Source organism: Lentzea sp. (assembly GCF_035525475.1).
Lineage (GTDB): Bacteria > Actinomycetota > Actinomycetes > Mycobacteriales > Pseudonocardiaceae > Lentzea.
Map to the genome: position 1 here is coordinate 1 of NZ_DATLEC010000013.1, position 21,733 is coordinate 21,733.

The following is a 21,733-nucleotide window of genomic DNA, read 5'->3' on the forward strand; positions in this document are numbered from 1 at the left end:
CCGGCAGCCACCACGGCTCCATTCCGCGGCCCTGTGGTCGCCGGGTCCCCACGTTGATCGAGAAGGAGTGCACATGCGCAAGCACACCCGTGCTGCCTTGCTCTGTGTCGCCGCAGCGCTGACCCTCACCGCATGTGCGGCGGGCAAGGGCGGCGGCGCGAGTTCCGACGCCGCGGCTGCTCCTGGCAAGGACGACAAGCTGACGCTCACGGTCTGGAGCAACTACTCCGACCGCGAGTACGAAGAGGTCACCAAGGCCCTCAAGACGTTCAACGAGAAGTTCCCGAACATCGAGATCAAGCACGAGGGCTCGCAGGACGACGACAAGATCACCGCGGGCATCCGTTCGGGCAACACGCCCGACGTCGCGCTGTCGTTCACCACCGACAACATCGGGCAGTTCTGCTCCTCCGGCGCCTTCCAGCCGCTCAAGGCGTACATCGACCGCGACAAGGTCGACCTGGACCAGATCTCCCCGGCGGTCCAGGAGTACACCGAGTACAAGGGCAACCGCTGCGCGATGCCCATGCTCACCGACGTCTACGCCATGTACTACAACAAGGACCTGCTCTCGGGCGCCGGCGTCACGACCCCGCCGAAGACGCTGGACGAGCTGTACGACGCGGCCGTGAAGGCGACCAAGAAGGCGCCGAACGGTGACATCGAGGTCGCGGGCTACCTGCCCACGATGGGCTTCTACGCCAACCGCCCGACCATCCTCGCGCCGTCGTTCGGCGCGGAGTGGGAGAAGGACGGCAAGTCCTCGCTCGCGAGCTCGCCCGGCTTCACCGAGATGATGACGTTCCAGAAGAAGCTCGTCGACTTCTACGGCTACGACCAGCTGGAGCGGTTCCGCGCGGGCCTCGGCCAGGAGTACTCCGCCGACCACGCGTTCCACCAGGGCAAGATCGCGATCATGATCGACGGCGAGTACCGGACCGCCTTCCTCAAGGCGCAGGCGCCGCAGATCAAGTTCGGCACGGCCCCGTTCCCGACCTGGAAGCCCGCCGACTACGGCACCGCGTTCACCACCGGCACGATCATGGGCATCCCCAAGGGCGCCAAGAACCCCGGCGCCGCCTGGGAGCTGATCAAGCACCTGTCGTTCGACACCGACACGATCGTCGACCTCTCGAACGCCATCAAGAACGTCCCCAGCACCAAGGCCGCCATGGACAGCCAGAAGCTCGAGGTGGACGAGCAGTTCAGGACGTTCATCGACCTGGCCAAGAGCGACAAGCTCAAGGGCAACCCCGTGACCCCCATCGGTGACGCGCACATCAAGGCCGTCACCGACTTCTCGGTCTCCTACCAGTCCGGCAAGGTGCCGGACCTGGCCGCCGGCCTGAAGGAAGTCGACAAGAACATCGACGACCAGATCGCCAAGAGCGGCAAGTAGGGACTCGCAGGATGACCGCCACGCTCGGCGCGCGGCCCGCCCCCGGCAAGGGGCGGGCACGTGCCCGCCACCGTCTCGCCGTGCTCGGGTTCATGGCCCCGGCCATCATCGGCTTCGCGCTGTTCTTCGTCTACCCGTTGGTCGCCACGGTCGTCTTCAGCTTCACGAAGTACGACCTGATCAACCCGCCGGAGTTCAACGGACTCGACAACTACACGTTCATGTTCAAGGATCCCCTGCTCATCAAGGCGATCACGAACACGCTGTGGTTCGTCGTGGTGCTCACGATCGCGCGGACCGTGTTCGCGCTGGGCGTGGCATCGGTCATCGCGCGTCTCAAGTCGGGCGTCGGGCTGATCCGCACGCTCTGCTACCTGCCGTCGCTGGCTCCGCCGGTGGCCGCGACGCTCGTGTTCTTCATGGTGTTGCGCCCCAACGGCGGCCCGGTCGACAGCGTCCTCGGCTGGTTCGGCGTCGACTCACCGCTGTGGTTCTCCGACCCGTCGTGGGCCAAGCCCGGCATCACCGCGATCATGCTGTGGATCTCCGGCGACCTGATGATCATCATCCTGGCCGCGATCCTCGACGTCCCCCAGGAGCAGTACGAGGCGGCGGAGCTCGACGGCGCCGGCCCGGTCCGCCGCTGGTGGCACGTCACACTGCCGACGATCTCCCCGGTGCTGCTCTTCGGCGTCGTGAACTCGGTGATCCTCGCGTTGCAGCTCTTCACGCAGGCGGTCGTCGCGGGGTCGGCCGGCTCGGGAGCGGCGGACGCGACGGGATCCACCAAGTACCTGGGATTCCCGGACAACTCGACGCTGACGTTCCCGGTCTACCTGTACACGCAGGGCTTCCGCTACTTCGACATGGGCTACGCGGCCGCGATGGCCACCGTCCTGTTCGTCATCTCGTTCGCCGTCACCATCCTGCTCGTCCAGCGGATGCGCAAGAACTCCAGCGCTGAGGAAGGGGGCCCGGGAGCATGACCGCCACGCTGGCCAAACCACCGGTCGACGTCCCCGCGGAACCGGAGCAGCCGCGCCGCGAGCGCGACGTCGGGGGCTTCCTGAACTGGGTAGCGACGCACGCGATCGGCCTGGCGCTCGGCCTGATGTTCGCCACACCCGTCGTGTTCGTCTTCCTCACCGCGGTGATGTCGGACAACCAGGCGTTCACCTCGGACCTCTGGCCTCGCGAGTGGCACTGGGAGAACTTCGTCGAGGTCTTCGACAAGGCCCCGCTGTTCCAGTACCTGGTCAACAGCCTCACGTACTCGCTGCTCGCGACCGCGGGCATGCTGATCTCGTCGATCCCGGCGGCCTACGCCCTGGCCAAGCTGCAGTGGCGAGGCCGGAACGTGGCCTTCGTCCTCGTCATCGGCGCGATGATGCTGCCACCGCAGGTCGTGGCCGTGCCGCTGTACGACACGTGGTCGTCGCTGGGCCTGACGGGCACGCTGTGGCCGTTGATCGTTCCCTACTTCCTGTTCGACGCGTTCAGCATCTTCCTGCTGCGCCAGTTCATGCTGACCATTCCGCAGTCCTATGTGGACGCCGCGCGCGTCGATGGCTGCTCGGAGTTCCAGGCGCTGGTGCGGATCATCGTGCCTATGGCGAAGCCGGGCATCGCGGCCACCGCGCTGTTCTGCTTCCTCTTCACCTGGAACGACTACTTCGGCCCGTTGCTCTACACCGGCGAGGTGAAGGACCAGTGGACGTTGTCGCTGGCACTGGCGACGTTCAAGGGCATGCACATCGTGCAGTGGAACTCGTCGATGGCGGTGACGTTCCTGACGATGATCCCGGCCGTCGTCCTCTTCGTCTTCGCCCAGAAGTCGTTCGTCAAGGGAATCACGTTCACAGGAGTCAAGGGTTGACTTCCTCTCGCTCGCACACGAGGAGATTCCCGCGGCTCGCGCCGCAGGGTTTCCGCTTCATCGCCGACTGCCCGCCCGGAGTGTTCCGTTGAGGTCCCGCACCGGCTCCACAGACCGACGCCGCCGGCCCGGCGGCCAGGATGTTGCGCGCCGCGTTCACGTCCCGGTCGTGGGTCAGTCGGCAGCGCCGAAGTGGCGTCGTAGCCGATCCGTTCCCGCGCTGCGGCCACGCCTCGGCACGAACCTGCTCCGATTCCTCTCCGTCCTGACGGACGGGGTCTTCTCGAAGGACTTCAGATGAAACTCACCGTCGTCGGTGGCGGTTCCACCTACACACCGGAGCTGGTCGACGGCATCGCCGGCCGTCGCACCAGCCTGGCGGTGGACGAGATCGTCCTGGTCGACCCGGACGAGCACCGCCTGGGCATCGTCGGCCCGTTCAGCCAGCGCCTGCTGGAGCACGCGGGACATCCGGCGAGGGTGCGCACCACGACGTCGCTGGAAGACGGCGTCGAGGGCGCGTCCGCGGTGCTGCTGCAGCTGCGCGTGGGCGGTCAGACGGCCCGCGCGTCGGACGAGACGTTCCCGTTGACCTGCGGGTGCGTCGGCCAGGAGACCACCGGCGCGGGAGGCCTCGCCAAGGCCCTGCGGACCGTGCCGGTGGTCCTGGACATCGCCGACCGCGTCCGCGAGCTGGCCGGTCCGGACACGTGGATCGTCAACTTCACGAACCCGGTCGGCATCGTCACCCGCGCCCTGCTCCAGGCGGGTCACAAGGCGATCGGCCTGTGCAACGTGGCGATCACGTTCCAGCGCTGGACCTCCGGCCTGCTGGGCGTCGATCCGTCCACCGTGGAGCTGGAGCACGTGGGCCTGAACCACCTGACGTGGGAACGCGGCGTCCACGTCGACGGCGTCGACCGCCTGCCAGAACTGCTGTCCGACCACGTGGAGGGCCTGGCCGAGCACATCGGCATCGACGGCGCCCTCATGCGCCGCCTGAACATGGTGCCGTCGTACTACCTGAACTACTTCTACAACCACGACGCCGTCGTGAAGAAGCAGCTCGGCTCACCCCCGCGCGCCGAGGTGGTCGCGGCCGTCGAGAAGGAGCTGCTCGACATCTACAACGACCCGTCGGTCGTGACGAAGCCAGAACAGCTGGGCCAGCGCGGCGGCGCCTACTACTCCGAGGCGGCCGTGCAGCTCGTCCACGCCCTGACCGGCGGCGCCGGCGCGGAGAAGCACGTGGTCAACGTCCAGAACAACGGCACCCTCCCGTTCCTCCCGGACGACGCCGTCATCGAAGTGTCGTCCACTGTGGACTCAAACGGCGGCAGGCCCCTCCCCGTCCGCCCCGTGGAGCCGTCCATCTCGGGCCTGATCTCGCACGTCACGGCGTACGAGTACCTGGCACTGGAGGCGGCGATCCACGGGGGACGCGACCGAGTGGCGAACGCGCTGCTCGCCCACCCGCTGATCGGCCAGCACGCCATCGCGGACCAGCTGGCCGACGAGCTGGTCGCGCGGAACCGCGACCTGCTGCCGTGGGTGAAGGGAGCCTGACAACGATGACGGACCGAGTGCTCGCCATCGACGGCGGGAACAGCAAGACCGCGGTGCTCCTGGTGGACGCGGACGGCAAGGTGCTGGCGCAGGTGCGCGGCCCAGGAGCCCCACCGCAGACCGTGGGCATGAAGCGCGGCTTGGACGTGTTCGAGGCCCTGGCACGCGAAGCCGCGGCGCAGGCGGGCCTGTCCCCCGACGAGCCGATCGCCACGCACACGTCCGCCTACCTGGCAGGAGCCGACCTCCCCCGCGAGGAGGAGGACCTGACAAGAGCGATCTCAGAACGAGCCTGGTCCACGACGACGTTCGTGGGCAACGACACCTTCGCCCTGCTACGAGCCGGAACGGCAGCAGCAGGCGGCGTGGCGGTCGTCTGCGGCGCGGGCATCAACGCGGTGGGCGTGGCCAGAGACGGCCGAACCCACCGCTTCCCGGCCCTGGGCGCGATCTCCGGCGACTGGGGAGGCGGCGGCCAGTTGGGCAACGACGCCCTCTGGCACGCGGTGAGGGCAGAAGACGGCCGGGGCAAGCCCACCCTCCTGCTCCCAGCCCTGCTGAACCACTACGGCGAAACCTCCATCCTCAAGGTGGTCGAAAAGATCCACTTCGAGGAGATCCCTCTGGACCCGCACGCCCTCTGCCCCCTCGTCTTCGAGGTGGCAGCCCAGGGCGACGAGGTGGCGCTGGCCCAGGTGGACCGCCTGATCGAGGAGATAGTCGTGCTCTCCACGGTCTCCATGCGCAAGCTGGACCTGATGGACGAGCCGGTGGACGTGGTCCTGGGCGGCGGCGTCCTGACCAGCACAGGAGAAACGGTGGTCGGCCCAGTCCGCCAACAAATCCTGGAGGCGGCCCCTCTGGCCCAGGTCCGCCTGGTGGACGTCCCACCGGTAGTAGGCGCAGCCTTGCTGGGCCTGGACCACATCGGCGCCTCACCGGCAGCAGAACTAAGACTCCGCTCCGCCTACGCGGACCACAAACCGGCAGCCACCCTGAACGTGGCAGTGAACGGCTGACCCAGACCCCGTCTCAGGGGGTAGATCCGGCGGCGGCGCCCCCTGAGACGGTCCCACCCCACTGCCCGGGGCTACACGGCGGCGGCGCCCCGGGCAGTGGTCCCACCCCTTTCCAGGGCACAGCGGCGCCCCAGGAAAGGCACCAGCCCCCGCAGCGCCTACGTGCCAAGGCGCTGCGGGGGCTTTCACGTCAAGGCAGGCTCGCGCAAGGGTCCCCTTGGGTTCAGGCTCCCCCGCGACCCAACGTACAGACGGGGTCTGACACTCCCGCGAAGCCGGAGGCGAGCCGACCGCAATGGCGAAGCCGAGCCGCTTGAACGCTTTTCACGAAGCCGCCGACCCAACAGCAAGCCGCCCAAAGCACCAGGCGTGCCATCAACCCACCCAAGGCGCTGGCCGGTCCTTGATCAGCTGACGGGGTCCGGGGCGGAGCCCGAGCTGTGACAAGCGACACCAGCAGAAAACCGGAAAGCGGCAAACCAGAACGCACCCGGCAGAAACCGGCAGAAAATCCGACGAATCCCCCGGAAAACCCTCCAGCAACACTCAATCGAGTGGTAAAAGAATCGTCACCCACAGCGACGAAACCTACGATGCCGTAGCCGACGGTGGCGTAACCAGCGGTTCGTTGTGCACGCTGACCAATCGCCTGCAAACGGGAGCCGCAGACGAGATCAACACGGACGCTGGACACAACACGGACGCCGAAGCACAAGGGGGATGAAGTGCTGCTGCGATGGACCAGTCTCGTGTCCCTGGGGGACAGCTTCACCGAGGGCATGGACGACCCGGGCCCCGGAGACACCTACGTGGGCTGGGCCGACCGCCTGGCCAACATGATCGCTCACCAGGCGCCGGAGTTCAGGTACGCCAACCTGGCCGTCCGGGGCAAGATGCTGCAGGAGATCATCGACGAGCAGGTGCCGCTCGCGATCTCCCTGAAACCCGACCTGGTCACGTTCTGCGGCGGCGGGAACGACATCCTGACGCCGAACAGCGACCCGGACGCCCTGGCCGAGGTCTACGAGGTCGCGGTGGCCGAGCTCAGGTCCGCCGGCTGCGACGTGGTGATCTTCACCGGCTTCGACACGAGGTCGACGCCGTTTCTGCGGAGCATCCGGGGCAAGATCGCCATCTACAACACGCACCTGTGGTCCATCGCCGAGCGCTACCACTGCCGCATGGTCGACCTGTGGTCGATGCACGCGCTGCACGACCGGCGCGCGTGGAGCGAGGACCGGCTGCACCTGTCGCCGGCGGGACACCAGCGGGTGGCGCTCAAGGCCGCCGAGGTGCTCGGGCTGGTGGACGACCACGCGTGGAACGAGCCGTGGCCCGTGCTGCAGCAGACCGACTGGGTCACCCAGCGCAAGGCCGACCTGAAGTGGGCCCGTGAGCACGTCGTGCCGTGGATCGGGCGGCAGCTCAGGGGTGAGTCGATGGGGGACGGCCTGGCGCCGAAACGGCCGGAGCTGCTGCCGATGGCGCGGTGCGCGGAGGACAAGTGAGCGAAAGCCCGACCGGCACTCTCCCCCGAATGCCGGTCGGGCCCTTTCGGGCAGGCGCCTTACCCCCTCGGTAATCCCCCACTCGGCACCTGCACGTCCAACATCCCATGTTTTGGGACCAGACGACTAAACGCTTGCTAAACCTCGGACGACATCGCGTCCAAAGTGGCCCGCACCTCGATCGCCCGGACCGAGTTGACCTGCGAGTACAGGCGCAACGCCTCCGTCAATTCAGCTGCCGCAGCAACCCATTCCGCCCGCTGGAGCAGCACGCCCCCGAGCACGTGCCGGCCGAAGCCCTCCAGGTAGGTCACCCCGGCCACGGCGGCCTGGTCGACGACCTGGCGGGCGAGCGACTCGGCCTGGTCCAGGGTGCCTGCCTGCAGGTGGAGCTCGGCGAGGTTCGCCAGGCCGCGGATCAACGCCACCTGGTCGCCCGAGCGGCGGTAGACCTCGACGGCGTGGGCCTGGTGCTGCAGCGCCACGTCCACGTGGCCGCGGGCCTGTTCGACCTGCGCCACGTTGTTCAGGCCGTGGCCCTCCCCGACGACGTCGCCGGACTGCTGCGCGAGCTGCACCGACTCCCAGAAGTGCAGCAGCGCCTCGTCGTGCTGCTGCAGCCGGAACAGGACGTCGGCGAGCTGGGCGAGCGTCAGCACCAGGTACTGGCGCTCGCCCAGCTCGATCGCGAGCCGATGCGCACGGCGGGCGTCCGGCAGCAGGACAGGGCGTCCCAGCCGGGCGTTCGTCGTGTAGGTCGTGTCCAGCATGAGGACCTGGCCGAGGCGGCTCCCCGTCACCTCGGCCGCGGCCAGGCCGAACCCGACCAGCGCCACCCACTCCCCCGTGAGGGCGCGCACGGTCGCATAGGGGTGCAGCAGCCTCACGAGCTGCCACACCTGGTCGTGCAGGCCCGCCTCGGCGGACGCGTGCACGACCGCGACGATGTTGGGCCACTCCTGGTCGAACCAGTCGATCGGGTCGGTGAACGCCGGCAGCGCCGTGGAGCCGTTGTCCCCCAACGCGAAGTCGAGTCCGTCACGTGCCGGGCGGATGGCGCGGCGGACGTGGTCGCACGCGACGAGGTAGTAGTTCACCAGGCGCCGCAACGAGTCCCGGTCAGGACGACCCGCTCCCCGCACGTACAGGCGCACCAGCTCGTGCATCGTGAAGCCGTCCGGCCACGGTTCGACCAGCAGGTTCACCTCGACGAGCTGCGACAGCCGCGAGCGGGCCGACTCGACGCGGGTGCGGGTCAGCGCGGCCACGGCGTGCGGTGACATCCACCGGCCGGGCGCGAGGCCGACGGACTGGAAGATCTCGCCGAGCTCGGACGGCAGGTCGCGGGTCGACAGGTCGAGCGCGCGCGACACCCCCATCGCCGCCTCCGGCAGGTCCAGGCCGCGCATCCGGTGACCGTCGTCGGCCAGCTCCCCCACCAGCTCCTCGACCGTCCACTCGGGACTGATCACGAGCTTCGCCGCCGCCACCCTCAGCGCCAGCGGCAACCCGCCGCACAGCTCGGCGAGCTTGCGGGACGCCACGGGGTCCTCCGACGAGAGCGGCTTGCCCAGCACGTCGTCCACCAGCTCACGCGACGCGTCGTCGTCCAGCGGGCCGAGCTTGCGCACGCGGGCGCTGTTCGTGACGACCAGCCGTTCCATCTTGCTGCGCGACGTCACGAGCACCACCGAGCCGGAACCCGGCGGCAGCAGCGGCTGCACCTGCTCGAACGCGGTCGCGTCGTCGAGCACCACCAGCACGCGGCGGCGGTGGAGCATCGACCGGTACAGCCCGACGCGGTCCTCCACCGCGACCGGCACGCCGTCCGCAGGAACGCCCAGCGCCACCAGGAACCTGGTCAGCACCTCGCCCGGTTCGGCGTCACCGAGCGACGCGAACAGCACGCCGTGCGGGAACATCCCCGGGTTCTCGTGGCCCCACGTGGTCGCCAGCGCGCTCTTGCCGACTCCGGGCGGGCCGGTCAGCACCGCCACGGTCGTCGCGAGCAGGTTCCTGGTCGCGCACACGTCGTCCAGCCACGCCTTGTCGCCGTCACGGCCGAACAACCTCGACGCGGACGCGGGCAGCAGCGCCGGCGCCACGATCCCCGCACGCGGTGCGACGGGACGCGACTCCACCGGCCCGACCACGCTCAACGCCGGGTCGTCGCGCAGCACCTGCTCCTGCAGCAACCGCAGCTGGGGTCCGGGATCGATGCCGAGCTCGTCGACCGCGCGGCGCTGGAACCGCTGGTAGGCCTCCAGGGCGTCGGCGCGCTGCCCGGAGCGGTACAGGGCGCGCATGCTGTGGGCGACCAGGCGTTCCCGGAACGGGTACTCGGTGCACAGCCCGCGCAGCTCGCCGACCAGTTCGAGGTGGCGGCCCAGTTCGAGCTCGGCGTCGATGCGCTCCTCCAGCGCGGACAGCCGCAGCTCCTCCAGGTCCGAGGTCATCGGGTCGCCCGGCACGTCGGCGAGCACCGGCCCGCGCCACAGCCCCAGCGCCTCGCGCAGCAGGCCGGCCCTGACGGCGGCGGGCTTGCCGCGGGAGGACGCCACGAGCTGCTTGGCGCGGTGCAGGTCCAGACGCCACGGGTCCACGGTCAGCTGGTAGCCGGTCGGCGTCGTGCGGATGGTGGCCGACCTCGTCGGGTCCGCCTCCTCCAGCACCTTGCGCAACCGGGAGACGTAGCCGTGCACGATCGTCCGCGCGGTGGCCGGGGGCGCGTCCGTCCACAGCGCGTCCACGATCTGGTCGATCGAGACGGGCCGGTTGGCCTCGACGACGAGCATGGCGAGCAGCCCGCGCATGCCGCGGCGGCCCAGCTGGACGAGCCGCCCGTCCGCGAGCACCTGGAGTGGACCGAGCACGCCGAACTCGAGTCCGGTTTTGCTCCGCATGCCCCTCCTTCCGCCGTGCTGACGCCGTCACTTCAACAGGTGGGAGAGTCGCCGTCTCAGATACAAGTTCGGCTCGAGTTTGGCCGTTCGCTACTGTTCACTCGTGCCGCGAGATCGGAACTCCGTGGTTGACCGCGGCGCCGGGTGTCTTCTCGGCGGCGCTCTCGGTGATGCGCTCGGTGCGCCCGTGCAGTACCTGGGCTTGGCCGACATCCAACGCGAACACGGCCCCGAGGGCGTTCTCGCACCTCCGAAGCCCGCCCTGTTCACCGACGACACCCAGCTCACGCTCTTCACCGCCGACGGCTACCTGCGCGCTTACGTGCGCGGCAAGCGGACGGGCGAGTGGGAACCGTCGCAGATGGTGTGGCACAGCTACCGGCGCTGGCTGGTCACCCAGCAGCAGCCGGCCCCCGAGCACGGTGCGACGGGCCTGCTCGCGGACGAACGGCTGTACGAGAGCCGTTCGCCGGGCCTGACGTGTCTCCGCGCCCTGGCGGCCGAGACACCGTCCACTCCGGAAAACCCGCACAACGAGTCGTCGGGCTGCAACGGCGTCACGCGCACCGCACCCGCCGGCTTCGCCCCGTCCGCGGCGATCGCCTACGACCTGGGCTGCCGGTTCGCGGCGCTGACGCACGGCGGCACGGGCGGCTGGGTGTCCGGCGGCGCGCTGGCGCTGCTGGTGCACCTGCTGGCCGTGAAGGGCAGGCCGATCCGCGAGGCGATCGACCAGGTCATCGGCCGCGTGCTGCGCGACGACACGTACACGGCCACGGTGCTGACCCGCGCCGTGGTGCTGGCCGAGGAGCACGACGGCTCGGGATCCGTGCGCGTCGACAGGCTGGGCAGCGGCTGGACGGGCCCGGAAGCGCTGGCGATCGCGGTCTACACCGTGCTGACGCACCCGAAGCCGTCGCAGTTCGTGGACGCGATGCGCGCCGCCGCCAACCACTCGGGCGGCAGTGACGCGACCGCCGCGCTGACCGGCAACGTCCTCGGCGCGCTGCACGGCGCGGAAGCCCTGCCGCGCGACTGGCTGAGCGGCCTGGAGATGGTCGACGTCCTGGACGCGATGGGCCGCGACCTGGGCATGTCAGCAGTAGGCCTGGACTTCAACGAGGACCGTTACGCCTGAGCGGGTCGGGCGGACGACCGGCTTCTCGACGAACTCGCCGCCTGCGGAGCAGCGGCCAATGAACACAGAAAAGGCTTGCTGCAGCGCGCTCCCGAATTCGCGCTGCAACAAGCCTTCTCGCACGAGTAGTTGGTCGACAGCAGGCCGGGTCTTGCCCCGAGCGCGAGTCCCGCTCAGCTCTTGATCAACGAAAAAACGTGCCCCGGAGTCGAAGCTCCGTTGGCCTGACATGTTAACAGATGTGCACCGGGAGTCCAGAACCGGCGAACACCTGACGATCTTCGTCGACGATGAAGACCGCGCAGTCCTCCTGCGCCGCCGCCCACTCGATCCCGTCCCTGCCCAGCGCAAACGCTGCTGTGGCAGTGGTATCGGCGATGGCGAGGTCGTCGCAGAAGACCGTGACCGACAGAAGTCCCGTCACGGGCAGGCCGGTGCGGCCGTCGAGGATGTGCTGCCCGCGTTCGTACAACGCTGACGTGGCAACGGCTCCGTCCCGCACGCCGAGCACGACGCTCAACCGGTCGGCGAGGTCGGGGTGCCGAACGCCGACGCGCCAAGGCTTTCCCGGCTCGGGCTCGCCGGCCGTCACGACATCGCCGCCGGCGTTCAGGCAGAACGAGGACGCGCCGCCCTCCCTCAGGAGGTCGGCTGCCCGTTGCACAGCCCAGCCCTTCACCACCGCGCACGGGTCGAGCCCGCGGCCCGGCACCCGTGCCGTGAACGCGCCGCCCGTCGACTCCTCGTACCAGTCGCACAGCGACAGCACCTCGACGAGGTCCGGGGTGAGCTCCTCCCTGGTGAGCTCACCCCGGTCCAGCCGCGAGACCTCGCTGTCCGGCTTGAACGGCGAGAAACGGGCGTCCGCCTCGCGCAGCCACGCGAACGCCCGGTCGGCCAGTGCGGCGTCCCCGTCGCGCAGGTCCACCGAGATCGGCAGGCCCATGATCTGCTCGACGCGCCGCACCGCCACGGCTACTTCGCCCCGTCGATGGCGGCCTGCAGCGACTGCCGGTAGCCCTCGGAGGTCGCGGTCGCGCCGGACACCGTGTCGATGTCCGCGCTCTGCGCCTTGAGGGCCGACTGCTTCAGCAGCGGCAGCGCCATCCTGGTCGGGTTGCTGTTGGGCGCCCGCAGCACCTTGATGTCGGTGATCTTGGTGCCCTGCAGCGTCACCTGCACCTGCACGGTGCCCTCGGAGGTGTTCACCGCCGGCCCGGACACGCTGCGGGTCTGGGCCTGCTGCTGGGTCTGTTGCTGCTGGGTGGTCGGCGCGGCACCGGTCGCCTTCGGTGCCGTGGACCCGGTGGCCTTCGGCGCGGACGACGTCGTCTTCGGAGCCGCGGTCTGTTGCTGCTGCGGCGTTTCCGGTGCGGCGACCTCGCTGATCTCGCCCCCGTGCCCGGCACTCGGCGAGTACAGCCAGACGGGGACGAGACCGGCGACGCTCAGCGCCAGAACGGGAATTGCCCTCTTCACGTCGTCAGACCTCTCAGTTGGCCAGCGCGAAGCGCTCGGCGTGGACCTGGTTGGCGGGCACTCCGAGCTCGTCGAGGCTGCGCACCACGGCGTCGGTCATGCCGTTCGGCCCGCAGATGAAGACGTCGCGGTCCTGGACGTCCGGGACGAGCGCGACGATGTTCTCGGGGCCGAGCAGCGGGCCGTTCGCGGTGATGGTCTTCGACGAACCGGTGACCAGCCGCAGCACCGCGCCCTTGGCCCTGGCGAGGCCTTCGAGCTCGCGCAGCAGCACGGCCTCACGCGGGTCGCTCACCCGGTACAGCACCACGACGTGACCCTGGATCTCCTCCAGCAGCGCGCGGATCGGCGTGACGCCGACACCGCCGGCGACGAGGAGCGCGTTCGGCTTGGTCTGGTGCATGGTCGTGAAGGCGCCGTACGGGCCCTCGGCGAACACGCGGGTGCCGACCTTCACGTTGCGGACGTCGGCACTGCCGGAGCCCAGCGCCTTCGCGGTGAGCCGCAGGTACTTGGCGTTCGGCGCCGCGGACAGCGAGAACGGGTTGGCCTGCCACCAGCGGTCTTTGGTGACGAAGCGCCACAGGAAGAACTGGCCGGCCTTGGCGCCCAGCTTGTCGAGGTCCTTGCCCTCGATGTAGACCGAGACGACGTCGTGCGCCTCGGGCACGACCGCGGCGACCCGGAACTGGTGGCGCCAGTTGCGCCACAGCGGCAGCGCCAGCCGTCCGACGAAGACGGATCCGAGGGCCACCGTCCAGAGACCCCACCAGTACCCGGTGGCGAGCGCGGAGTTGCGGAACGTGCTGCCGACGGCGACCTGGTGCGTGAACGCGAGGAAGATCGCGATGTAGGTGTACAGGTGGATGAAGTGCCAGGTCTCGTAGGCCATCCGGCGCCGCGCGAAACGGGCCGAGACCACGCCGACGACCATGATGACCGCCCACGCCACCAGCGCGCGGAGGATGCCCTCCAGCTCGGTCGCCTGCCGGACGACCTCGGCGATCGGACCGGAGTCGCCCGCGTTGCCGAACGCGATGAGGACCAGGTGCCCGATGAGCATCCAGAAGATCGTGAAGCCGGTCCAGCGGTGCCACGACGTCAGCCTGTCCATGCCCAGGCGGCGGTCGAGCCACGGCAGGCGGGCGACCAGCAGCAGCTGGAACGCCATCGCGAGCGCGCCGTACAGGCCCGTCAGCCTGCCGAAGTTGACCAGCATGTTCGACCCGACGCCGGCCGCGTTGAACAGGTAGGTCGCGAACGCCGCGTTGGCCAGGAGGAACGCGTAGAGGCCGGCTTTGGCCAGCACCTTGTGCGGCGTCGTGCGCCCGGCCGGAGCCGGTCGCACGGGGGGCTGCAGGGTGGTCGTCACGGCGGGCTCCTCGGTCTGGCGGTCGCTGGCTGTCGATCTCGATCCTCAGGTCCCGAGCTGTGCACCCGCTTTGGGCGGGCTGTCGACTTCCTGTCGATCCAGCAGGGGGGCCATCAGGTGGCGCACCATGAGCACGTGGACAAGGGGAACTCGGTTCGATTGCTCGTCGTAGATGACGAGCCGCACATCGCTGACCTGGTCGCGACGGTCGCCCGGTACGAGGGCTGGCAGGCCACCACAGCGCTCAACGGCGAGGAGGCCCTCCGGGAGGCCGCCGAGTTCCAGCCGGACATCGTCGTACTCGACCTCATGCTTCCTGACCTGGACGGATTCACCGTTCTGGATCGACTGCGGTCGGCGGGAGCGATGGTCCCCGTGGTCTTCCTGACGGCCCGCGACGGCACCGCGGACCGCGTGGCGGGCCTCACCAGGGGTGGCGACGACTACCTCGTGAAACCTTTTTCCGTCGAGGAGCTGATGGCCCGCCTGAGGGCCGTGCTGCGCCGGTCGACGGGCCCCTCGTGGAAGCGGTCGGTGCTGAAGGTGTCCGACCTCGTGATGGACGAGGACACGCGCGAGGTCCGCCGCGGCGGCAAGCTCGTGACGCTGACGCCGACCGAGTACGAGCTGCTGCGCTACCTCATGCGCCGCTCGCCGGCCGTGCTGACGAAGGCGCAGATCCTCGACCACGTGTGGGAGTACGACTTCGGCGGCCGCTCGAACGTGGTCGAGCTCGTCATCTCCCACCTGCGCCGCAAGCTCGACGACGGCCGTGAACCGCTGATCCACACCGTGCGCGGCGTGGGGTACGTGCTCCGCAGAGCGGCAGAATGAGACCTGTGATCACACCCGTCAGCGAATGGAGGCTCGGCACCCGCCTCGCCCTCGGTCTCGGCGCGCTCGCGCTGACGGTGTTCGTGATCGTCGGCTGGGTCATGGTCGCGTCGATGCAGACGTTCCTCGACCGCCGCCTCGACGACCAGATGGTGATCAGCCAGACGAGCGCGGTGAAGGAGATCGCGTACTACGGCAAGGTCAGCAAGCTGCCGCCGGACTGGTTCGCCGTCGTCTACAAGATCGAGAACGGTGAGCCGAAGCCGCTGCCGGGCGAGCAGCAGCCGCAGGACCGCGAGGAGTTCGACGCCCTCGCGCGCAAAGCGCTGAGCACCGACGGGTTCCAGACGGAGTACCTGCGCGACGAGGGCAAGTTCCGCCTGCGCGCCTGCCAGGTCGTCAAAAACCAGTACATCCTGGTCAGCGCGGCCCCGATGCAGGACAGGGACGGCACGATCTCCCAGCTCGTCACGGTCGGCGTGATCGCGTTCCTGGCGGCGCTGGTCGCACTGGTGGCGGGCGGTCAGGCGGTGATCCGCAGGGGCATGAGACCGCTGTCGGACATGGCCGACACCGCGCACGACATCTCGTCGCACGACCTGACGGACTCGACCCTCACCGCTCGCGTGGACGGCAGCGGCGGTGGCGTCGAGGTGGAGGAGCTGCGCGAGGCGTTCAACAAGATGCTCGCGCACATCGACTCCTCTCTCGCGGCACGCACGGCCGCCGAACAACGCCTGCGCCGTTTCATCGCCGACGCCTCACACGAGCTGCGCACGCCGTTGACGTCGTTGCGCGGCTACGCGGACCTGTTCAAGTACGCGGCGGCCAACGAGCCGGGCGAACGCGAGAAGCACCTGGAGAAGCTGCGGTCGGAGGCGGCGCGGATGAGCGTGCTGCTCGACGACCTGCTGTTGCTGGCACGCCTGGACTCCGCGGCGTCCGAACCGCCGTTGCGCCCGGAGGAGCTGGACCTGGCAGTGATCGCCGAGGCGGCGGCGGACGCGTTCCGCGCGGCGCGGCCCTCGCACGCGCTGGAGCTGGACGCCGACACGGTGACCATGACGGCGGACGCGACCCGGTTGCGGCAGGTGCTCGACAACCTGCTGACCAACGCGGCCGTGCACACCCCGGCGGGCACGGCGGTGGAGCTGAGGGTGACGGCCGAGGACGGCTGGGCGGTGGTGCGGGTGAGCGACACCGGCCCCGGCATCCCGGAGGCCGACCAGGCGCGGATCTTCGACAGGTTCTACCGCGTGGACGACTCGCGGACCCGGCAGCGCGGGGGCAGCGGTCTCGGCCTCGCCGTGGTGCGGTCGCTGGTGGAGGCGCACGGCGGCACGATCGAGCTGACCAGCCGGCCGGGGGCGACGGTGTTCACGATCCGCCTCCCCCGGCACCAGGCCTAGATCAGTCCGGCTGGGCTCAGTCGGCCTGCGACGACGGCGCCCACAGGTCGATGCCCGACTCGACGGCGTACTTGTCGATCTCGGCCAGCTCGTCGTCGGTCAGCGGCGGCGCCTGCAGGGCCGCGAGGTTCTGCTCCAGCTGCCCCACCGACGACGCGCCGATCAACGCCGACGTGACGCGCGGGTCGCGGATCGTCCACGTCAGCGCGAGCTGGGCCAGCGACTGGCCGCGCGAGGCCGCGATCTCGTTGAGCGAACGGATGCGGGCGAGGTTCTCGTCGGTGAGCAGGTCCGTGGACAGCGACTTGCCCTGCGTCGCGCGCGAGCCCTCGGGGATGCCGTTGAGGTAGCGGTCGGTCAGCATGCCCTGCGCGAGCGGCGAGAACGCGATGCAGCCGGCGCCGACCTCCTCCAGCGTGTCGAGCAGCTCCGGCTCGATCCAGCGGTTGAGCATCGAGTACGACGGCTGGTGGATCAGCAACGGCACGCCCGCGGACCGCAGCAGCTCGGCTGCCTCGCGCGTCTTGGTGGGCGAGTATGACGAGATGCCGACGTAGAGCGCCTTGCCCTGCTGGACCGCGGACACGAGCGCGCCCATCGTCTCCTCGAGCGGCGTCTCCGGGTCGAACCGGTGGGAGTAGAAGATGTCGACGTAGTCGAGGCCCATCCGCGTCAGCGACTGGTCGAGCGAGCTGAGCAGGTACTTGCGGCTGCCCCACTCCCCGTACGGCCCCGGCCACATGTCGTAGCCCGCCTTCGTCGAGATTACGAGCTCGTCGCGGTACGGCCTGAGATCGTCCTTGAGGATCTGCCCGAACGTGATCTCCGCACTTCCGTAGGGAGGTCCGTAGTTGTTGGCGAGGTCGAAGTGCGTGACACCGAGGTCGAACGCCCTCCGCGCGATCCCGCGGCCCGACTCGTACGGCCGGTCGCCACCGAAGTTGTGCCACAGGCCGAGGGAGATGGCAGGCAGCTTGAGACCGCTGCGGCCAGTCCGCCGGTACGTCATCTGGTCGTAGCGCGCGCTATCCGCGAGGTAGGACATGGGGCCCAGAATGTCACGTCCCAGTGGGACTGAGCAGGACTTGAGGCGCGCCGCGGAGGCGGGTGAGGTGCTCGACCTCTCACGCCGCGGGGACAACGTGCTGCGCGCCACGGTGATCCGCGACCTGCTCGCCACGGTGAGCGTCGCGGGCTTTACCGGAGCGGTCCGCAAAAGCTGAGGATTCGTCATAACAAAGAGAAGAGGGTCCGCCCACCTGGGCGGACCCTCTTCCGCTTTGGAGCCGGCGAGGGGAATCGAACCCCTAACCTTTCGCTTACAAGGCGAGTGCTCTGCCAATTGAGCTACGCCGGCCTGGCGGTGTTCGCGAACATGGTAAGCGCCCGTTGCTGGGGCTCCCTGCGGCGAACGGTCTGCTCTCAGTGTGATCGGATTGCTCCGACCGGAGCCGGACCAACCAACTGAGTGGGTCAGAGCACCGGGCAGGGCGCCTTGACCAGGTCAGGAGGGTAATCGACAGACAGTGATCATGTCCTCCTTTTCGGGTCGCTCGATCGGAGGTGGCCGACGCCACAGCAACAGCCGAAGTGCCTGTCACGATCGCACAACGGAGGTGCACAAGATTTCAACGAACAACCTGCACGGGCCCTCGCTGCCCGACGACACCACTGTTCACCTGGTCCTTGATCTCGCCCTCAGGATCGGTGAGGTCCAAATGTCCAGCGGGGCCGGCGCGGCCGATGTCACAGCGACGATTCTTTCCGTTACCGAGAGCTATGGACTTCCGCACACGGAAGTCGACGTGATCTACACCTCTATCAGCGTGTCGTGTCATCGGGGCACGGAGGCGCCCCCGATCACCGCTGTGCGGGTGGTCCGGCAGCGCAGCCCCGACTACACGCGGCTCGCGGCCGTCGAGCACCTCGTGCGCAGCCTCGGGCCGATCGAGGACGCCCACGCCGAGCTCGAGGACATCACCAACGCCAAGCACCCGTACCCGCGCTGGGTCGCCACGGTGGCGTGGGCCGGGATGGCCGCGGCGGTCGCGTTCCTCGTCGGCGGCGGGCTCTCGCTCGCGGTCACCGCCGCCATCGTCACCGCCGTGATCGACCGGGTCGGCAGGGTTCTGAACCGCCGTGCGCTGCCGTTCTTCTTCCAGCAGGTCGTCGGTGGTGCGCTCGCCACGGGTGCCGCGCTGACCGTGTACGCCACGGGGTTGCTGCCCGCGGTGCGTCCGAGCCTGCTGGTCGCCGTCAGCATCGTCGTGCTGCTGTCCGGGCTCGCGCTCGTCAGCACCGTGCAGGACGCGATCTCCGGCTACAACGTCACCGCCGCCGGCCGCACCGTGGAGACCGTGCTGCTCAGCGCCGGCCTGATCGCGGGCGTCGCGCTCGCGATCCGCACCGCCGTCCACTTCGGACTCGACATCCGGCTCACCGACCCGTTGCCGCCGCTGATCTCCGCGGTGCCCATGCAGTTCGCGGCCGGTGCGGCGACCAGCGCGTTCTTCGCGCTCGCCTGCTACGCCCAGCCCCGCGCGCTCGTCGCCGCCGCCGTCTCCGGCGCGATCGGCACGGCCGCCTACGGGCTCGTCACGAGCTTCGGCCTCGACGTCCTGCTCGGGTCCGCGGTCGCCGCCGCGATCGCCGGGTTCGGCGGCGCGACTCTGACCCGCCGCCTGGGCATCCCGACGCTGGTCGTCGTGCAGGCGGGAGTCGTCCCGCTGCTGCCCGGCTGGACCACGTACCGGGGCCTGTTCCAGCTCACGGCCGAGAGCGACACGGCCGGTCTGAGCACGCTCGTGTTCGCGAGCGGCATCGCACTCGCCCTGGCGGGAGGTGTCGTGTTCGGCGAGTACCTGGCCCAGCCGGTGCGCACGGGACTGGGACGGCTGGAGCGCAGGTTCGCCGGACCGCGCATGTCCGGACCGCTCAAACCCACCAGGCGTCGGTTGGAGTGAACCTCCTTGTGACGGGCGTTACACGACACGCGACACGTTCGCATCGGCACTAGCCTGGGCATTTGTGAGCATGGACATTGGCGAGAACGGGGCGGAATTCGTAGTCGTGGCCAACAGGCTCCCGGTCGACCTGGAGCGCTTGCCCGACGGAACAGAGCGCTGGAAGCACAGCCCTGGAGGGCTGGTGAGCGCGCTCGAGCCGTTCCTCCGCTCACACAGCGGCGCCTGGGTCGGCTGGCCCGGTGTGGCCGACGCCGACGTGGCCCCGTTCGAGGACGACGGCCTGCTGCTGCACCCCGTGGAGCTCTCGACCAAAGAGGTCGAGGACTACTACGAGGGCTTCTCGAACGGCACGCTCTGGCCGCTCTACCACGACGTCGTGGCGCAGCCGGCCTTCCACCGCCACTGGTGGAACGCGTACGTGAAGGTCAACCAGCGGTTCGCCGACGCGACCGCGAAGGTGGCCGCGCAGGGCGCGACCGTGTGGGTGCAGGACTACCAGCTGCAGCTCGTCCCCGCGATGCTGCGCGAGCAGCGGCCCGACCTGAAGATCGGCTTCTTCCTGCACATCCCGTTCCCGCCGGTCGAGCTGTTCATGCAGCTCCCGTGGCGCACGGAGATCATCCGCGGCCTGCTCGGCGCCGACCTGGTGGGCTTCCACCGGCCCGGCGGCGCGCAGAACTTCCTCTGGCTGGCCCGCCGCCTCGTCGGCCTGGAGCCCAGCCGAGGCACCGTCGGCGTCCGGACCCGGCCGGGCGTCGTGCAGGTCGGCGACCGCACCGTGCGGGTCGGCGCGTTCCCGATCTCGATCGACAGCGCCGGCCTCGACGCCGTGGCCCGGCGCAAGGACACCCAGGCCCGCGCGAGGCAGATTCGAGAGGATCTCGGCAACCCGAAGCGCATCCTGCTGGGAGTGGACCGTCTCGACTACACGAAGGGCATCGACGTCAGGATCCGCGCTCTCTACGAGCTGATCGCGGACGGACGCGTGGACCCGGAGGACGTCGCGATGATCCAGCTCGCGACACCCAGCCGCGAGCGGGTCGACCACTACAAGACGATGCGCCAGGACATCGAGCAGTCCGTCGGCCGTATCAACGGCGAGTTCGGGCGGGTCGGCAAGCCCGTCGTGCACTACCTGCACCAGTCGGTGAACCGCGAGGAGCTCGTCGCGTTCATGAGCGCGGCGGACGTCATGGTCGTCACGCCCGTCCGGGACGGAATGAACCTCGTGTGCAAGGAGTACGTGGCCTGCCGATATGATCTTGGTGGAGCTCTGGTGCTCAGCGAGTTCGCCGGCGCCGCAGCTGAACTGACGAGTGCGTTCCTGGTGAACCCCCACGATCTGGACGGTGTCAAGAACGCACTGCAGGCCGCCCTCGACATCGATCCTGCTGAAGGCCGCCGTAGGATGCGCGCGCTGCGCCGCCAAGTCCTCACCCACGACGTTGACCGTTGGGCAAGGTCGTTCCTGGAGGCGTTGGGCACGCAGACCTCGGTCTGAATCATTCAGATCCCCTGACCCATCGAGTGCTCCAGGAGGGGCGTTGACCGCCGAGGCCCTCCCCGCCGAACTGCGCCGAGCGATCGTCCAGCTCGCGCGGACCCCGCGACTACTTGTAGCCAGCGACTACGACGGAACACTCGCTCCGATCGTGGCCGACCCCGAACAGGCCCGCCCGCTCCCCGAGTCGGTGAACGCGCTGCGTTCACTGGCGAGCCTGCACGAGACCACCTCAGCCGTGATCTCCGGTCGTGCGTTGCGCGACCTGGCCACGCTGTCCCGACTGCCCGGCGAGGTCCACCTCGTCGGGTCGCACGGCTCCGAGTTCGACGTCGGTTTCGTCCACGCGCTGGACGCGGACGCCAAGGCGTTGCTCCGCCGTCTCGAAGCCGCGCTGGAGGAGATCGCCGACGGCCAGGAGGGCGTCCAGCTCGAGGTCAAGCCGGCCTCGGTCGCCGTGCACGTGCGCCGTGCCGCGTCCGAGGCCATCGGCGAGGCCGTGCTGTCCGCCGTCCGCTCCGGTCCGTGCACCTGGGAAGGTGTGCAGGTCACCGAGGGCAAGGCCGTCATCGAGCTCGCCGTCGTCGAGACGAACAAGGGGCAGGCGCTCGACATCCTGCGCCACCAGGTCGGCGCCACCGCGGCGATCTTCCTGGGTGACGACGTGACGGACGAGAAGGCGTTCGCGCGCCTGTCCGGCCCGGACGTCGGCATCCGTGTGGGTGCCGGCGAGTCGCTGGCCGGGCACTACGTGAACGACCCG

At 69.3% G+C, this 21,733-nt stretch carries 18 protein-coding genes and 1 tRNA gene; 13 read left to right on the forward strand and 6 right to left on the reverse strand.

The features are described from left to right. Positions 1 to 73 precede the first annotated feature (73 nt). The 6 genes from VM306_RS01710 to VM306_RS01735 all read left to right on the forward strand — a co-directional run bounded on the left by VM306_RS01710 (position 74) and on the right by VM306_RS01735 (position 7,368). Positions 74 to 1,399 carry an ABC transporter substrate-binding protein gene (locus VM306_RS01710; RefSeq protein WP_325510406.1) on the forward strand — a complete coding sequence of 442 codons (1,326 nt, stop codon included), beginning with the start codon at positions 74 to 76 and terminating at the stop codon, positions 1,397 to 1,399. 11 nt (positions 1,400 to 1,410) lie between these two features. Then, a complete protein-coding gene (locus tag VM306_RS01715; protein WP_325510407.1) occupies positions 1,411 to 2,385 on the forward strand; it encodes a sugar ABC transporter permease in 975 nt (324 codons plus the stop codon). Then, positions 2,382 to 3,275 carry a carbohydrate ABC transporter permease gene (locus VM306_RS01720; protein WP_325510408.1) on the forward strand — a complete coding sequence of 298 codons (894 nt, stop codon included), beginning with the start codon at positions 2,382 to 2,384 and terminating at the stop codon, positions 3,273 to 3,275. Before VM306_RS01715 ends, VM306_RS01720 begins: the two co-directional genes overlap by 4 nt. A 297-nt stretch (positions 3,276 to 3,572) precedes the next feature. Continuing rightward, positions 3,573 to 4,841, forward strand: coding sequence for a 6-phospho-beta-glucosidase (locus tag VM306_RS01725; protein WP_325510409.1), 1,269 nt, complete (start codon positions 3,573 to 3,575; stop codon positions 4,839 to 4,841). Between the two features lie 5 nt (positions 4,842 to 4,846). Beyond that, positions 4,847 to 5,860 carry an N-acetylglucosamine kinase gene (locus VM306_RS01730; protein WP_325510410.1) on the forward strand — a complete coding sequence of 338 codons (1,014 nt, stop codon included), beginning with the start codon at positions 4,847 to 4,849 and terminating at the stop codon, positions 5,858 to 5,860. Between the two features lie 749 nt (positions 5,861 to 6,609). After that, the gene (locus tag VM306_RS01735) at positions 6,610 to 7,368 is read left to right on the forward strand and encodes an SGNH/GDSL hydrolase family protein (protein WP_325510411.1); all 759 of its coding nucleotides are present in this window, start codon (positions 6,610 to 6,612) and stop codon (positions 7,366 to 7,368) included. A 137-nt stretch (positions 7,369 to 7,505) separates the two neighbouring features. Here VM306_RS01735 and VM306_RS01740 read toward each other — a convergent pair whose 3' ends face one another. Beyond that, on the reverse strand, positions 7,506 to 10,271 hold the full coding sequence (locus tag VM306_RS01740; RefSeq protein WP_325510412.1) for an AfsR/SARP family transcriptional regulator: 2,766 nt from the start codon (positions 10,269 to 10,271) through the stop codon (positions 7,506 to 7,508). 103 nt (positions 10,272 to 10,374) lie between these two features. On the opposite strand from VM306_RS01740, the gene VM306_RS01745 reads away from it, so the two are divergent. Then, positions 10,375 to 11,409 carry an ADP-ribosylglycohydrolase family protein gene (locus VM306_RS01745; RefSeq protein ID WP_325510413.1) on the forward strand — a complete coding sequence of 345 codons (1,035 nt, stop codon included), beginning with the start codon at positions 10,375 to 10,377 and terminating at the stop codon, positions 11,407 to 11,409. 232 nt (positions 11,410 to 11,641) lie between these two features. On the opposite strand, the gene VM306_RS01750 is transcribed toward VM306_RS01745, so the two are convergent. The 3 genes from VM306_RS01750 to VM306_RS01760 are packed head-to-tail and all read right to left on the reverse strand — an operon-like array spanning position 11,642 to position 14,260. Further along, positions 11,642 to 12,382 (reverse strand): FAD:protein FMN transferase, encoded by a 741-nt coding sequence (locus VM306_RS01750; RefSeq protein WP_325510414.1) that lies wholly within the window; start codon positions 12,380 to 12,382, stop codon positions 11,642 to 11,644. A gap of 2 nt (positions 12,383 to 12,384) precedes the next feature. Then, positions 12,385 to 12,888: an FMN-binding protein gene (locus VM306_RS01755; protein ID WP_325510415.1), complete on the reverse strand. Its 504-nt coding sequence runs from the start codon at positions 12,886 to 12,888 to the stop codon at positions 12,385 to 12,387. A gap of 13 nt (positions 12,889 to 12,901) precedes the next feature. Next, the gene (locus VM306_RS01760) at positions 12,902 to 14,260 is read right to left on the reverse strand and encodes a ferredoxin reductase family protein (protein ID WP_325510416.1); all 1,359 of its coding nucleotides are present in this window, start codon (positions 14,258 to 14,260) and stop codon (positions 12,902 to 12,904) included. Between the two features lie 135 nt (positions 14,261 to 14,395). On the opposite strand from VM306_RS01760, the gene VM306_RS01765 reads away from it, so the two are divergent. Both VM306_RS01765 and VM306_RS01770 read left to right on the forward strand, forming a co-directional pair. After that, positions 14,396 to 15,094, forward strand: a complete 699-nt coding sequence (locus VM306_RS01765; RefSeq protein WP_325510417.1) for a response regulator transcription factor — start codon at positions 14,396 to 14,398, stop codon at positions 15,092 to 15,094. Further along, positions 15,091 to 16,503, forward strand: a complete 1,413-nt coding sequence (locus VM306_RS01770; protein WP_325510418.1) for a HAMP domain-containing sensor histidine kinase — start codon at positions 15,091 to 15,093, stop codon at positions 16,501 to 16,503. The genes VM306_RS01765 and VM306_RS01770 overlap by 4 nt, the downstream gene beginning before the upstream one ends. A gap of 16 nt (positions 16,504 to 16,519) precedes the next feature. On the opposite strand, the gene mgrA is transcribed toward VM306_RS01770, so the two are convergent. Continuing rightward, the gene (gene mgrA, locus VM306_RS01775; RefSeq protein WP_325510419.1) at positions 16,520 to 17,548 is read right to left on the reverse strand and encodes an L-glyceraldehyde 3-phosphate reductase; all 1,029 of its coding nucleotides are present in this window, start codon (positions 17,546 to 17,548) and stop codon (positions 16,520 to 16,522) included. A gap of 40 nt (positions 17,549 to 17,588) precedes the next feature. Between mgrA and VM306_RS01780 the strand changes: the two genes are divergently transcribed. Then, a complete protein-coding gene (locus VM306_RS01780; protein ID WP_325510420.1) occupies positions 17,589 to 17,726 on the forward strand; it encodes a hypothetical protein in 138 nt (45 codons plus the stop codon). Positions 17,727 to 17,784: 58 nt separating this feature from the next. Here VM306_RS01780 and VM306_RS01785 read toward each other — a convergent pair. Then, positions 17,785 to 17,860: transfer RNA gene (locus VM306_RS01785), tRNA-Thr, on the reverse strand. A gap of 175 nt (positions 17,861 to 18,035) precedes the next feature. Here VM306_RS01785 and VM306_RS01790 point away from each other — a divergent pair. The 3 genes from VM306_RS01790 to otsB all read left to right on the forward strand — a co-directional run. Next, complete coding sequence (locus tag VM306_RS01790) at positions 18,036 to 19,466, forward strand: threonine/serine ThrE exporter family protein (RefSeq protein WP_414672311.1); 1,431 nt, start codon at positions 18,036 to 18,038, stop codon at positions 19,464 to 19,466. Between the two features lie 70 nt (positions 19,467 to 19,536). Beyond that, entirely contained in the window at positions 19,537 to 20,970 is a 1,434-nt protein-coding gene (locus tag VM306_RS01795; protein ID WP_325510423.1) for a trehalose-6-phosphate synthase, read from the forward strand. Between the two features lie 43 nt (positions 20,971 to 21,013). Next, on the forward strand, positions 21,014 to 21,733 hold a 720-nt coding region (gene otsB, locus VM306_RS01800; protein WP_325510422.1), incomplete at its 3' end, for a trehalose-phosphatase.